Consider the following 13,841-nt stretch of genomic DNA (forward strand, 5'->3'; position numbering starts at 1 on the left):
GACAGGGTATCGCCCAATAACTGGTGAGGCCCCTTATGCCTGCTGATCACCCGCAGATTCCCAAAGAAACGCTGGCAAACTGGCAGCAACTTGTTGATCTGGTCGCAGAACTGGCCGACGTGCCCGCAAGCCTGATCATGAAAACCGACGCGCCGGATCATGCGGTTTTGATCACATCCGATCACCCCGAGAATCCATATCCGGTCGGTCTGAGTTTCCAGTTGAACCCCAAGCTATATTGCCAGGGTGTTCTGGAGCGTGACGGAGAATTGGTGGTCGAGGACGCCAAATGTGATCCGGTTTGGGCGGACAACGACGACCTGGAACACGGAATGACCTTTTACATCGGCTTACCGCTGAAATGGCCCGATGGCTCGGTGTTTGGCACAATCTGTGTTCTGGACCGTAAACAGAACCGGCGGGCCTTGTTGTTCCGAGAGGGGCTGGCGCAGTTCGCGCGCATGGTCGAGTCGGATTTGGCTTTGTTGCAAGAGGTTTATCTGAGACGCGCGTTGGAGGAGAAACTGAACGAAACACTTGCCCAGCTTGAAACGCGTGTTTCGGATCGAACCCGAGAGTTGCAGGAGACGAACACAGCGTTGCGCGTATTGCTCTCAAGTCTCGACGATGACCGCAAGAACCGGGATCACGAAATCGTCGAGCAGGTTCGAAGCAGAGTTTTGCCGTATCTTGAAAAGGTTCGGGCGCAGCTTTCCGGCGACGAGGCGCAATTTGTCTATCTTGAGCTGGCCGAAAAGAACCTGAACGAGATCACATCTTCGCTGTCTGACAAGTTGACGGATGCCTTCGCGGCAATGACCCCGACCGAAATGGAAATTGCACAGATGGTCATGTTTGGGAAAACCACAAAGGACATTGCCAAGGCCCTGTCCCGAGAGACGTCGACAATCGATTTTCACCGCAACAACATTCGTCGAAAACTAGGACTTGAGGGACGGGATCAAAACCTGCGCAGTCATTTGCTCTCGATTTCGTGAATGCCGAATATGGGGATTGCCCCCATATTTCACCCCCATTTTTTCGGTCTGAGCCGATGTGCTTTGGCTTGTTACCCTCTGGGTTGAGGTGCGGAAAAACGGCGCACGTCCAACAGAGAGGTACAAAGATATGGATCGCAAGGATCTGAAACCGACCATCCTGAAAGGGGACAGGGATCATCTGGCACCGGGGCTGTCTCGGCGGTCATTTTTCATGGCGGCAGGTGCTGCCGGTGTTGGCGCGACAGCTTCAGTGCTGGGGGCAAAACCGGCCGAGGCGCAATCGCAAGCCTGGTTGCAGCCAGGAAACAATAACCACGTGATCGACCTGCAGGGATCGACGGGTCAGGCCAGTGCCGGAGTTGTCGGTATCGACTATTATGGCCATTGCGCCATAAAGATCACCTCGCCCAACGGCGCAACGGTCCTGTTCGACCCCTGGCGTGATGACCCGTCGGGCGCGTGGGGGCTTTGGTTCCGCAATGAATTCCCCCAGATCCCGGTGGACATTACCTTGTCGACACATGCGCATTTCGATCACGACGCGATCGAACGACCAAGCTCGACCATGGTGCTGGACAGGATGGTGGGCAATTTCGAGTTCGCCGATATCAAGATCACCGGTTTTGCAGATAAACATGCCTGCGTGGCGCCGGGGTGGTACAACTGGACCAATGCACTGGCCGAGTTTGGGGTCGAAGCCTGCCCACCGAACAATGTGGGTCATATGGATATGGTGGTCTATCTGGTGGAAACAGGCGGCATTCGTACGCTGATCTGGGGTGATAATCGCCACAATCCGCCTCAGGAGTTTTGGGACGCCGTCGGACAGGTCGATGTTCTGACCCTTCCGGTAGACGGGTCGCAACATATCCTGAGTTTCGATCAGGGTAATGACATCGTGGCCAAGCTAAAGCCCAAGATCATTATCCCAACTCATTACCTGAACGAAGTCACGTCTTATACGCTGACCACGCTGCAATCAGCAGACGAGTGGGTAAAGGGACAGCAAAGCTATCAGATGCTTGACAGTGCCAGCCTGAAACTGGAGGCCGGAGAGATTGCTGGTATGAACCAGGAGTTCATGCATTTCGGCAACAATGTCATGACCGGCTGAGAGTCTTACAGGGAACCACCACTCACAGGCGCCGCCAGTTTCCTCGTGAAACGCGGCGCTCACAGAAAGGGCCGGTCAACGACCGGCCCTTTCCAGTGAAGATCCGCAAACCTACTCGGCCGCGACTTTGATCACGGGTTGCATCCGTGCCAGCACCTCTTCGGACAAGTGGCACTTCACCTGATGACCCTCGGCCAATGTCTGCACCGGTGGCACATGTGACTCGCAGCGGCCGTCAGGCACTTCGGATTTCCAGCGACACCGTGTCTGGAACGGGCATCCCGGTGGCGGGTTCATGGCTGAAGGAATATCACCTTCCAGTACGATGTGCTGCTTTTCGACCGATGTATCGGCGATGGGAACAGCACTCAGAAGCGCTTCGGTATAAGGGTGGTAGGGGGGGGCAAAAACCTGATCAGTTGTGCCCAGCTCGACCACGTGGCCCAGATACATCACCATCACTCGGTCGCTGAGGTATCGCACGATGGAAAGGTCATGGCTGATGAACAGCAACGTGGTTTTGTGCTCGCGCTGAATTTCCATCAGCAGGTCGGTCACCGCAGCTTGCACCGAAACGTCCAGTGCCGATACGGGCTCGTCGGCTACCACAATGCGCGCATCGCCGGCAAAGGCGCGCGCGATACCTACGCGCTGCTTCTGGCCACCCGACAGCTGACGCGGCATTCTGTCGGCAAAGGCGCGCGGCAGTTTTACCAGATCCAGCAGCTCCAGCATCCGCTTCTTGCGCTCGGCCTCGGAATTGCCAACACCGAAGATTTCCAATGCCCGGATGATCTGGCGCCCAACGGTCATCGACGGGTTCAGCGTGTCGAACGGGTTCTGAAACACCATCTGAACTTCACCAACGGTCTTTGCGTCGCGCTCTTCTATGGGCACCTGTTCGATATTGCGGTTGTCCAGAAGAATCTGCCCGTCCGTGGCCGTCTCAAGACCCATGAGAACTTTGGCAAAGGTGGACTTGCCGCAACCGGATTCGCCCACAATGGCCAATGTCTCGGATTCATGCGCCTCGAAACTGAGCGTTTCGTTTGCCTTCACAACCTTCTTTTCGCCACCGCCGAACAGGGCATTTGCTGCAACCTCATAGTATTTCTTGAGGTTGTCCATCTTCAGAACGACCCTGCCGATCTCACCTTTCTCTTTCTGTTCACCCACCGTGATTGGTGCGTTCCAGTCAATCTCTTTGAATTTAAGGCAACGGGTATGGTGCCGGTCATTTCCGGGCACCGCCTCCATCAGGATGTCCTTGGCGTCACAGCGACCTTCTTCGAAATAGTCGCAGCGCGGACCGAAGTTACAACCAGGGGGCCGCTCATGGGGTAGGGGAAAGTTCCCCGGTATAGCCACCAGCGGACGCGAATTCTTGTCGGCCCCCGGCAGCGGGATCGACCGGAACAGGGCCTGCGTGTAAGGATGCTGCATCTCGTCAAACACATCCTTGATCGAGCCGCGCTCGACCGCCTCACCCGAATACATCACGCAAAGCCGGTCACAGGTTTCCAGAACCAGCCCGAGGTTGTGCGAAATGAACAGCATCGAGGTGCCGTATTTCTTGCCCAGATCCTTCACCAGCTCGACCACGGCAGCCTCAACCGTCACGTCAAGTGCCGTTGTTGGTTCGTCAAGGATCAGCAGCGCCGGTTTCGACATCAAGGCCATCGCGATCACGATGCGCTGCTGTTGACCGCCTGACAGCTGGTGCGGGAACGAGTTGAGCATTCGCTCGGGGTCCGGCAAGCGCACATCGGTGACAACTTCCAGCGCGCGCGAATACGCTTCTTCCGCGCTGACGCCCTCGTGAATCATGGGCACTTCCATCAGCTGCTTACCGATCTTCATTGCCGGGTTCAGTGAGGCCATCGGCTCCTGATAGATCATCGCGATCTCATTGCCGCGTATGTCGCGCAATTCGTCTGAACTCATTTCCGCCAGATCACGACCCTTGAACTTGATCGTACCACCAACGATGCGACCGTTTTTGCCAAGGTCCTGCATGACACCCAGCGCCACCGTGGATTTGCCGCAACCGGATTCACCGACCAGACCAACAGCTTCACCGGGTTGCACACTGACAGAGAAATCCATCACGGCCGGAATTTCCCGCAGGCGGGTAAAGAAGGAAATCGACAGCTTGTCGATCTCAAGGATCGGGCCGTCATAATCCGCCATCTTGCTCATCTTGTATCTCCTCGCCAGATCGAGGGGATCCTCTTCATCTGGCTAAAAATATCTCGGGGGGTCCGGGGGGCTGGCCCCCCGGTCGCTTTCACATCAGTCTTTCAGACTTTCTTCGCGCAACCCGTCGGCCAGCAGGTTCAGACCCAGAACCAGCGTCAACAAGGCCAGCGCGGGTGGCAGAGCAGGGTGCAGGTAGATCGACAAAAGCTTGCGCCCCTCGTTGATCGTCGAACCCCAGTCAGGGCTTTCAGGTGGCAGGCCCAGACCAAAGAAACCTAAGGTTCCCAGTAGGATGGTGGTATAGCCAATACGCAGACAGAAATCGACGATCAGCGGGCCGCGCGCGTTGGGTAGGATTTCCCACAACATGATGTACCACGGACCTTCGCCACGGGTTTGTGCTGCCGCCACGTAGTCCCGTGTTTTGATGTCCAGCGCCAGTCCGCGTACGATGCGGAACACGGTCGGCGAATTCACAAAGACCACCGAGACAAAGACCACCAGAATACCGCCTGGAATATCGAACAGATCCAGATAGGTCGGCAGCCCCCAGATACGATAGGCGTCGGTATTGATGATGTAGCCACCGGTCGAAATCAGAGACAGGTAGAACCAACCCGCTACCCCCAAAACTCCGATCAGCAGCGGTGTTCGGAAGTTCGGTCTGGTATAGTAGCGTGAGTTCAGCAGCACACCTAGGAAGATGATCGGGAATACGAACAAGACGGCCGCCATATAGTTCGGTACACCGGTCGCAACGATCTCGGGCGTGACCAGCAGATAGAACAGCAGGATCACCGGGAAGGCCAGGATCAGGTTCGCAAGGAACGACAGCAAAGTATCCAGCCGACCACCATAATAGCCTGCCGGAAGACCCAGCGTGATGCCAACCATGAAGGCAAACATCGTGGCAAGCGGGGCGATCTGAACAACAATCCATGCCCCTTTGACCATGCGGCTGAACACATCGCGCGCCAGATTGTCGCCACCCAGCAGATACCAGGCGTATTGACCGTCCTCCAGATTTGAAAGTGGCGTACCTGGCACTTTGTTCTTCATGCCCGAAACCTGCGACAGCGGGTCATGCGTGACGATCAAATCCATCGCGCCGAATACTCCGGTGAAAACCCAGAACATTACAAGGCCAAAGCCGATCATGCCGATGGGACTGTCAAACAGTTTGCCGTAGAGGCCAAGCTTGCGTTTGAAAGCGATCGACATGGCATAAAGGATGATCAACGACACCCATACGGGCAAAAACTGCTGGGACATGGCGCCAATAATCCCGGCGCTTGTGCCCATTAGTACGCCCAGTACGATATAGGCGAGCGCGATTCCGACACTGGCCAAGAAACTGTAGCGCAGTGCAAGTTGTATCAGTGTCCGCAGGCCCGAGCTTGAGCTCAACGTACCGTCCGGGTTCACCGTCATCTGGTCTTCGGGCAGCACGATGCTGGCCAGCATCCAGACGGCAATTGACAAGACCATTAGCGCAAGGCCAAGGGCAAAAAGCGGGTTCAGGAAGGCGATAGAGCCGGTCCAGGTAAGTGGTTCCATGATCTAACCCTCCTTAAGAAATGCGGATGCGCGGGTTGAGGTAGACATAGCCGATATCCGAAATCAGCTGGGTCACCAGCACCACAAAGACCGACACGACCGAAATCGCCAGCAACAGCTGAATGTCGTTATTGCCTGCGGCCTGAACCAGCGCCCAGCCGAAGCCCTTGTAGTTGAACAGGGTCTCGACGATCACTACACCATTCAGCAGCCAGGGGAACTGCAGCATGATGACGGTGAACGGTGCGATCAGCGCGTTACGCAACGCGTGCTTCATGACGATATTCGGGAACGAGACACCCTTAAGGCGCGCGGTGCGGATATATTGCGCCGTCATCACTTCGGTCATCGAGGCGCGGGTCATCCGTGCAATATAGCCCATCCCATAAAGCGCAATGGTCAGGACCGGCAGGAAGAAGTTCTCAAAGGTCGGGTTCTCCATCGCTTGCGTGGCCGTGCCTTTGAACCACTTCAAACCAACTGCGGATGAGGTGAAGATCGCGATAAAGATCACGCCCGAGACATATTCCGGCGTCGCCGTCGTTGTGATGGCGAAGGTCGATAACGTCCTGTCAGTGGCAGATCCTTCTTTCATTCCTGCCAAAACACCAAGGATCAACGCGGACGGAACCATCAGCAACATGACCCAGAGCATCAGACGACCAGTCAGAGCCAACCGGTTCCCAACAACGGTGGAAACCTCTTCCTTGAAGACAGTCGAATAGCCCCAATACCCTTGCAGGATTCCGCAGAAATTCGGAGATTCTTCGGCGGTTTTGCCCGGCAGAATGCATCTTCCCTGAACGGTTCCGTCTTCATTCGTGTACCGATAAGAGGGCAGGACACCCAGCCATTCGCCGTATTTTATCGGAGTGGATTGGAGGTAACCATTTTTGCTCAGGTAGCTCTCAACCTGTTCATCCGACATCCGAAAGTTGCCCTGCGTTTTCGCCAGTTTCTCGAGGTTCGGATAGAGGTTGGTTAAGAAGAAAACCAGGAAAGTCAGACACAATGCCGTCAACAGCATGATGCCAACGCGCCTTAGAATGAAAAGTCCCATATTTGCCCCTGTGGGTCGGCTAGCGCGGGTTTCATGGAACGCCACGCTTAGCTGTTATTATTTGTTCGTCGCATTCAGGACGAAGAGGCCGCGCCGGGGTGGCGCGGCCTTTTGCTTTTTCGCTCAGGACGTGAAGCCGAACTTATAAAGCTGCGGCAGGTCAGCGATATGCTTTTCAACACCTACCAAATTGTCGCGGTGATGGCGCATCGCTGTCCGCCAATAAGGCTGGATCGTGACACCTTCGTCGATCATGATCCCCTGCAGTTTGGCCATCACTTCACGACGTTTGTCGACATCTGCGATCGAGTTCGCCTCGGCCAGCAACGCATCAAACTCTGCATTTGCAAAACCGGATTCGTTCCACGCGACTCCCGATTTATAGGCTAGTGCCAGAACCTGAGTGCCCAATGGGCGGTGGTTCCAGTTCGTCGACGAGAAGGCGTATTTCGTCCAGTCGTTCCAGAAGGTCGACCCCGGCAGAACTGTATGCTTGGCCTTGATGCCCGCGTCGTTCAGCTGCGCTACAACCGCGGCCGTGGTGTTACGGCGCCAGTCATCGTCGATTGATTGCACTTCGTGCTCAAAATCACCCATACCCGCTTCGTCCATCAGGGCTTTCGCCCCGGCAGGATCATACGGGATACGAGTCACGGCCGAGTCATGTTCAGGGTGCATCGGCCCGACGTGGCAGTTGTCTGCTGGAATGCCGTAGCCCGACATGCCCAGCTCCAGACACACCTCGTTGTCGACCGCCATGGCCAAAGCCTGACGAACGCGCTTGTCGCCGTAGATCTTGTTGCCGTTTTCGTCTTCGGCCAACTGGTTCGGGCGGATAACGATGGTGAAGCCTGACGGGATTTCCGAGCGCACAAGCCCAATGCCATCAAAGATGTCGACGAATTCGCCAACAGATTCCCAGTTCATGTCGATCTCTTCGGCCTCATAAGCCGCAAGGAATGCAGCCGGGTCAGTGCCGTAGTCAATGAACTCGATGCGGTCGATATAGCCGCCTTTGCCAGCCTCATATCCCCACCAGTCGAAGCCTTCGTTGCGCACCAGCACGCCTTTAACGCCAACTTCATGGCTGTCAGGCAGCATGAAGCCCGTGCCGACGGGGTTTGAAAGCATGTCGTTCGCATCGAAGCTGCTATGAACGATTGCGGCGGGATAGTCCGCCATACCCGGGATGATCGTGATGTCAGGCGCGTTGCACTTCAGTTTGACAGTATGGGAGTCAACCACAGTGATTGCACCGTCCGCAGCTTGCTGAGTGCTTTCGTCGATAAGCGACGCCATACGCGATGCCATCGAGTTGCCTTCCAGACCAGCGTCACACCATCCTGCAATGTTACGGGCCACGTCTTCGGCTGTGAAATCGTCGCCGTTGTTCCACTTTACGCCCTTACGAACGTTCAATGTGTATTCGGTGGCGTCGGCGTTGGCTTCCCAGCTTTCCAGCAGCATTGGCTTGAACGAGCCGTCGTTGTTGTATTCAACCAGGTACTCCAGCCAGCCTGCTGTGAAAGTGGCAATTTGCGTCCAGTCATAGGTTCGCGGATCTTTGAGCGCGCGCACTTCCATCTGGTAGCGGATGGTACCACCGCGCTGCGGCTCTTGTGCCGCCGCAGGCGATTGCAGACCGATCAAACCATAGGCCGTCGGTACCGCGACACCCAGCGCCGTCGCGCGGACCAGAAATTCCCGGCGGCTAAGCTTGCCGTCACGGTATTCCTGCGCGTGCATCTCGGCCGCCCAGTGCACCTTGTCGTTGGTGATTGCCGTATTGGTCATAAATGTCTCCCTGTGACATTGATTTTGTTGATTTGTTCTTGTTCTAAGCGACGCGGGCTTGTCCGGTCGAAAGAAAGAAGGATTCCGGTTTTTGGACTCTGTGCATCCCCATGCCGCCATTCGGCACCAGAAATCACTCAACGTCAACGTTCGGAATCGACATAAAATGCACAAAAGCGACGTTCCCGCAGTGTTGATATTTCAGTACGGATTTTGTCATGTGGCGCCCCGCAAGAAGAAACCCTTGCGGAGATTCTGCGTCAAATCACTGATAACAGACGAAAAACCAGTTAGTTTCCGTTGATCTGTTTGCTTTCGGTGTCATATCCTGTGGAATGAACAACTCCAGATATCACTTTGAGAAATCAACGTGATTCCATGTTTTCATTCTTGCCCGAAACCACGTGCGTTGACGTTTGGCAAATTGCCGGGTCGAGATTGTGGCCCGTTCACGGGCCTGATCCAAAGTCAGTGTTCCATCCAGATAGGCCATAAGCTCTGGCACACCAATGGCTTTGCAGGCGGGAAGAGCGGGGTCGAAACGATCCCGCATGGCGCGTACTTCGTCGATTGCGCCCAGCTCCAGCATCTGATCAAAACGGCGTTCAATCCGATCCAGAAGCCACGTTTTGTCGACGTCAAAAACGATAGGAACCGCATCATCCAGCCGTAAAATTGGCGGTGGCGTATCGGCCTGCCAAGATAACAGGCTGCGACCAGTGGCGCGCTGCACTTCCCAAGCGCGCTGCACGCGCGCGCGGTTCTGCATATCCAGGCCAGACAGTGTCTGTTCGTCGACCCCGGCGACCAGCTCGGCAACGGTCAGCAAGTCTGCTTCGGCCCGCACCTGCGCTGGGGTCGCAGGAATTTCGGCCATGCCTTCGGTCAGGGCCGTGAAATACAATCCTGTCCCGCCGACGATGATTGGCCGCTGGCCCCCGGTCAGCTGTGGCACCACTTCGCGCAGCCAGTGACCGGCTGAATATTCCTGATCATAGGCGATGTGACCATAGAGCAGATGCGGCGCGCGTGTTTCTTCTTCGACAGATGGTCGGGCCGAGATCACTCGCCAGCAGTCATAGACCTGACTTGCGTCTGCATTGACGATGACGCCGCCATGCCGCTCGGCGATCTCCAGCGCCAGTGCCGATTTCCCGGATGCCGTCGGCCCTGCAATCAGGACAGGTTTGTCGTCGGGAATAGGGGGCAATTGCTGAAATATCGCGTCTGTTGATCGCTGGGTCATATGCGGCTGCCTCAATCCTCACCAACCGCATTGAACCTGCGGAGCTTTTGCTTCATTTTGCGCCGGAAATTAACCCCGTGCCAGCCCGGAGCGCAACATGAGCCTTTCCCCGTCTTCTGAAACTGCCGAAACCCCGAAAACCACATACAAACGTGTCATGTTGAAAATTTCAGGAGAGGCATTGATGGGGGATCAGGGCTTTGGCCTGCACCCGCCAACCGTTCAGCGCATCGCGCAAGAGGTGAAATCGGTTCACGATCTGGGCGTTGAGATCTGCATGGTTATTGGTGGCGGAAACATTTTCCGGGGCCTGAGTGGATCTGCTCAGGGTATGGAGCGGACCACAGCAGACTATATGGGGATGTTGGCCACGGTGATGAACGCACTGGGTATGCAATCTGCCCTGGAAGAAATTGGGGTGTTCACCCGGGTCATTTCGGCCATTCGCATGGATGAAGTGTGCGAGCCTTATATCCGCCGCCGCGCCGTACGGCACCTTGAAAAGAAAAGGGTTTGCATCTTTGCGGCCGGTACCGGCAACCCGTATTTCACCACCGACACCGCGGCGACCTTGCGCGCCAATGAAATGGCGTGTGAGGCGATTTTCATGGGCAAGAACGGTGTCGACGGCGTTTACGACAAGGATCCCAAACAACATGCCGACGCGGTGCGTTATGACACGGTCACCTATGACGACGTTCTAGCCAAGCGGTTGCGGGTCATGGATGCGTCAGCCATCGCGCTGGCGCGTGACAACAACCTGCCTCTGATCGTCTTTGGTCTGGATGAGCCCGGTGGTTTCCGTGGAATTCTTGCAGGCGAGGGGACATATACCAAAGTTCAGGGTTGAGGCCCGAACGAGACCTGCCCCAGAGTGTTAGAAATTCAGCCCCGGCAACCCCGCCGGGCTTTTTCTTTTGCTTCAGCTTGACGGTCGCGGATGGTGCTGTCTAAGTAGCGTTGTCCTTCCGAAGTGAAGGGCTGCCCGGTGTTTCGTCAGCCCATGGCGCAAGCACAGGCTGGGCTGGAAGACCTGCCATGATTTCTGAGATGTCCGGAAACATGAGCGGGCATCTTGTTGATATGACAGCACAACTAAGGAGCAATGAGGCATGAGCTCTCTGGATATCGATTTCGTTCGGGCACAGTTTCCGGCTTTTTCCGAACCCAGCCTGAAAGGACAGGCGTTTTTTGAGAATGCGGGCGGGTCATATACCTGCAAGCCGGTGATCGACCGGTTGACGCGGTTCTATACGCAGCGAAAGGTTCAGCCCTACGCCCCTTATGAGGCCAGCCGTCTTGCAGGTGCCGAGATGGATGAGGCACGCGTGCGCATGGCCGCCATCCTGGGTGTTGAAACCGATGAGCTGAGCTTTGGCCCTTCGACGACACAGAATACCTATGTTTTGGCACAGGCGTTCAGGCAATGGATGAAACCTGGCGAGGCGATTGTCGTGACCAATCAGGATCACGAGGCAAATTCGGGCCCATGGCGTCGTCTGGCCGAGGCAGGGATTGAAGTGCGGGAGTGGCAGATCGATCCTGAAACCGGATCACTGAACCCGCAGGATCTGGAAAATATGCTGGACGAAAAAGTGCGTCTGGTCTGTTTCCCGCATTGTTCCAATGTCGTTGGAGAGATTAACCCGGTCACCGAGATCACTGCGATTGCCCACGCGGCTGGTGCATTTGTCTGCGTGGACGGCGTATCTTACGCCCCGCATGGGTTTCCGAATGTTGGCGATTTGGGGCCGGATATCTATCTGTTTTCAGCCTATAAAACTTTTGGCCCGCATCAAGGCTGCATGGTCATTCGCCGAACACTGGGAGAGTTGCTGCCCAACCAAGCGCACTACTTCAACGCCGACGTTCTTTACAAGCGCTTTACCCCGGCAGGCCCGGATCATGCTCAGATTGCGGCAAGTGCAGGTATGGCCGATTACGTCGAGCTCCTGTGCACGCATCACGGTGGGCCTGACGCCGGCGCAGCAGAGCAGGGTGCCTTTGCCCATGACCTGATGCGCGCGCATGAGGTGTCCTTACTTCAACCGGTTCTGGATGCGGTTAAGGACCGCAACGCGGTACGTCTGATCGGCACTTCAGATGCCACCCGGCGTGCGCCGACGGTAGCGCTGTCGCTGAACCGTCCCGCTGAGTCAGTTGCAGCAGAACTGGCGCAATACGATGTTATGGCGGGGGGAGGCGACTTTTATGCTGTGCGCCCATTGCAAGCGATGGGCGTGGATCCGGCACAGGGCGTTTTGCGGGTCAGCTTTACGCATTATACCTCGCAGCAGGAGATTGATCAGCTTTTGGAGGCGCTTGAACGCGTTTTGTGATCCACTCTGCTTGGGGCTTCGTAGAACGAAGAAAACCTCAGGGTGGATATGGAAAACGAGCGGTCTCCTATCATCTTATGGTTCCGACGGGATCTGCGCCTGTCGGACCATCCGGCATTGACTGCTGCTGTTGCAAGCGGCCGTCCGATCATACCAGTCTTTGTTCATGACCCTCTTGTGCAACACCTTGGCGCGGCCCCGAAATGGCGGTTGGGGCTGGGTCTGGAGGTCTTTTGCGACGCTCTGACGAGGCTTGGTAGCCGTCTGATCCTGCGGCGTGGCGATGCGCTTGAGCAATTGCGGACACTTGTCAAAGAGACGGGCGCAAAGGCTGTCTATTGGTCGCGGGCCTATGATCCAGCGTCGATCAGACGCGATACACAGATCAAAACGGCGCTGACCGAACTGGGTGTAAGCGCAAAGTCCTTTCCTGGTCATTTGCTTTTTGAGCCCTGGACGGTCGCAACAAAGCAGGGCCAGCCGTTTCGTGTCTACACTCCTATGTGGCGCGCGGTTCAGCGGCGGGACGTGCCAGCGCCGGATGCGTTGGTGTCACGCTTGGCGGGGCCTGCAACCTGGCCTTCCAGTGATAAACTGAGTACCTGGCAAATGGGTGCGGACATGTACCGAGGCGCTGCAATCGTGCGCCCCTATGTCCAACCCGGAGAGAAGGCCGCCCGCGATCGACTTGAGCACTTTCTCGACCAGGTCCCCCGTTATTCCAATGACCGTGACCGGTTGGATCTGGACGGAACATCAAACCTGTCAGAATACCTTTCATTGGGCGAGATCGGGCCACGTACTGTCTGGCACAGGGTTCAACAGGCTGCGATGACGGGAACCCCCGGCGCCGAGGCATTTCTGCGGCAGTTGGTCTGGCGTGAGTTTGCCTATCACCTGATGTATCACTCACCGCATCTGCTGACTGATAACTGGAAAGCGGAATGGGATGATTTCCCGTGGAATATCGATCCGCACCACCCTGAAGTTGCCGCCTGGAGGCAGGCCCGAACCGGAATTCCTGTCGTCGATGCTGGCCTGCGGCAGATGTATGTGACAGGCCGTATGCATAACCGGGCCCGGATGATTGTTGCCAGTTACCTGACCAAACATCTGATGACACACTGGAAAATCGGGATGAACTGGTTCGAGGATTGCCTGATTGACTGGGACCCAGCCTGTAACGCCATGGGCTGGCAGTGGGTTGCGGGATCAGGCCCCGATGCGTCGCCCTTCTTTCGTATATTCAACCCCGAAACGCAGGCCGAAAAGTTTGATCCGCAAGGGTCTTACCTGCGGCGCTGGATCGCCGAAGGCCAGACGAAACCCAGTGACGTTGCACTTTCCTATTTCGCTGCGGTTCCCGGGTCATGGAACCTGTGTCCGCAGGCGGATTATCCCGAACCTGTCGTGAAACTGGCGGATGGACGAAACCGCGCCTTACGTGCGTATGAAAGCCGAATATCTCACTAAGGAACTGAAAACTTGCCAGAAACAGAATCGCGGCCTAGCCTGAGACCTGTGCCGCAGA

Annotated in this window: 10 protein-coding genes; 5 read left to right on the forward strand and 5 right to left on the reverse strand. The window is 56.2% G+C overall.

The genetic code is table 11. The annotated features are described in order from the left end of the window. Positions 1 to 35: 35 nt before the first annotated feature. Both ACR0DS_RS06745 and ACR0DS_RS06750 read left to right on the forward strand, forming a co-directional pair. Positions 36 to 998 carry a LuxR C-terminal-related transcriptional regulator gene (locus tag ACR0DS_RS06745; protein WP_267363905.1) on the forward strand — a complete coding sequence of 321 codons (963 nt, stop codon included), beginning with the start codon at positions 36 to 38 and terminating at the stop codon, positions 996 to 998. A gap of 130 nt (positions 999 to 1,128) precedes the next feature. Beyond that, on the forward strand, positions 1,129 to 2,115 hold the full coding sequence (locus tag ACR0DS_RS06750; protein WP_480537707.1) for an MBL fold metallo-hydrolase: 987 nt from the start codon (positions 1,129 to 1,131) through the stop codon (positions 2,113 to 2,115). A gap of 111 nt (positions 2,116 to 2,226) precedes the next feature. Here ACR0DS_RS06750 and ACR0DS_RS06755 read toward each other — a convergent pair whose 3' ends face one another. The 5 genes from ACR0DS_RS06755 to miaA form a co-directional block, all read right to left on the reverse strand. Then, positions 2,227 to 4,314, reverse strand: coding sequence for an ABC transporter ATP-binding protein (locus tag ACR0DS_RS06755; protein WP_267363907.1), 2,088 nt, complete (start codon positions 4,312 to 4,314; stop codon positions 2,227 to 2,229). 93 nt (positions 4,315 to 4,407) lie between these two features. Beyond that, positions 4,408 to 5,871, reverse strand: coding sequence for an ABC transporter permease (locus tag ACR0DS_RS06760; protein ID WP_209504114.1), 1,464 nt, complete (start codon positions 5,869 to 5,871; stop codon positions 4,408 to 4,410). Between the two features lie 13 nt (positions 5,872 to 5,884). Then, on the reverse strand, positions 5,885 to 6,931 hold the full coding sequence (locus ACR0DS_RS06765; protein WP_209504113.1) for an ABC transporter permease: 1,047 nt from the start codon (positions 6,929 to 6,931) through the stop codon (positions 5,885 to 5,887). 123 nt (positions 6,932 to 7,054) lie between these two features. Continuing rightward, positions 7,055 to 8,725, reverse strand: coding sequence for an ABC transporter substrate-binding protein (locus ACR0DS_RS06770; RefSeq protein ID WP_480558556.1), 1,671 nt, complete (start codon positions 8,723 to 8,725; stop codon positions 7,055 to 7,057). Positions 8,726 to 9,077: 352 nt separating this feature from the next. Next, positions 9,078 to 9,971, reverse strand: coding sequence for a tRNA (adenosine(37)-N6)-dimethylallyltransferase MiaA (gene miaA, locus ACR0DS_RS06775; RefSeq protein ID WP_480558554.1), 894 nt, complete (start codon positions 9,969 to 9,971; stop codon positions 9,078 to 9,080). 97 nt (positions 9,972 to 10,068) lie between these two features. Between miaA and pyrH the strand changes: the two genes are divergently transcribed. From pyrH to ACR0DS_RS06790, 3 genes are all read left to right on the forward strand, one after another. After that, complete coding sequence (gene pyrH / locus ACR0DS_RS06780) at positions 10,069 to 10,821, forward strand: UMP kinase (RefSeq protein WP_209504110.1); 753 nt, start codon at positions 10,069 to 10,071, stop codon at positions 10,819 to 10,821. Between the two features lie 262 nt (positions 10,822 to 11,083). Continuing rightward, positions 11,084 to 12,310: an aminotransferase class V-fold PLP-dependent enzyme gene (locus ACR0DS_RS06785; protein ID WP_480558552.1), complete on the forward strand. Its 1,227-nt coding sequence runs from the start codon at positions 11,084 to 11,086 to the stop codon at positions 12,308 to 12,310. Between the two features lie 48 nt (positions 12,311 to 12,358). After that, complete coding sequence (locus ACR0DS_RS06790; RefSeq protein ID WP_480558673.1) at positions 12,359 to 13,783, forward strand: cryptochrome/photolyase family protein; 1,425 nt, start codon at positions 12,359 to 12,361, stop codon at positions 13,781 to 13,783. The last annotated feature ends 58 nt before the right edge of the window (positions 13,784 to 13,841 follow it).

The sequence above is a fragment of the Ruegeria sp. AF5 genome (genome assembly GCF_056541905.1).

Bases quoted from the DNA above. Each gene is read 5' to 3' on its own strand.
- ACR0DS_RS06760 (WP_209504114.1), bottom strand. From the start codon at position 5,871: ATGGAACCACTTACCTGGACCGGCTCTATCGCCTTCCTGAACCCGCTT.
- pyrH (WP_209504110.1), top strand. From the start codon at position 10,069: ATGAGCCTTTCCCCGTCTTCTGAAACTGCCGAAACCCCGAAAACCACA.
- ACR0DS_RS06765 (WP_209504113.1), bottom strand. From the start codon at position 6,931: ATGGGACTTTTCATTCTAAGGCGCGTTGGCATCATGCTGTTGACGGCA.
- ACR0DS_RS06785 (WP_480558552.1), top strand. From the start codon at position 11,084: ATGAGCTCTCTGGATATCGATTTCGTTCGGGCACAGTTTCCGGCTTTT.
- ACR0DS_RS06745 (WP_267363905.1), top strand. From the start codon at position 36: ATGCCTGCTGATCACCCGCAGATTCCCAAAGAAACGCTGGCAAACTGG.
- ACR0DS_RS06790 (WP_480558673.1), top strand. From the start codon at position 12,359: ATGGAAAACGAGCGGTCTCCTATCATCTTATGGTTCCGACGGGATCTG.
- ACR0DS_RS06770 (WP_480558556.1), bottom strand. From the start codon at position 8,725: ATGACCAATACGGCAATCACCAACGACAAGGTGCACTGGGCGGCCGAG.
- ACR0DS_RS06755 (WP_267363907.1), bottom strand. From the start codon at position 4,314: ATGAGCAAGATGGCGGATTATGACGGCCCGATCCTTGAGATCGACAAG.
- miaA (WP_480558554.1), bottom strand. From the start codon at position 9,971: ATGACCCAGCGATCAACAGACGCGATATTTCAGCAATTGCCCCCTATT.
- ACR0DS_RS06750 (WP_480537707.1), top strand. From the start codon at position 1,129: ATGGATCGCAAGGATCTGAAACCGACCATCCTGAAAGGGGACAGGGAT.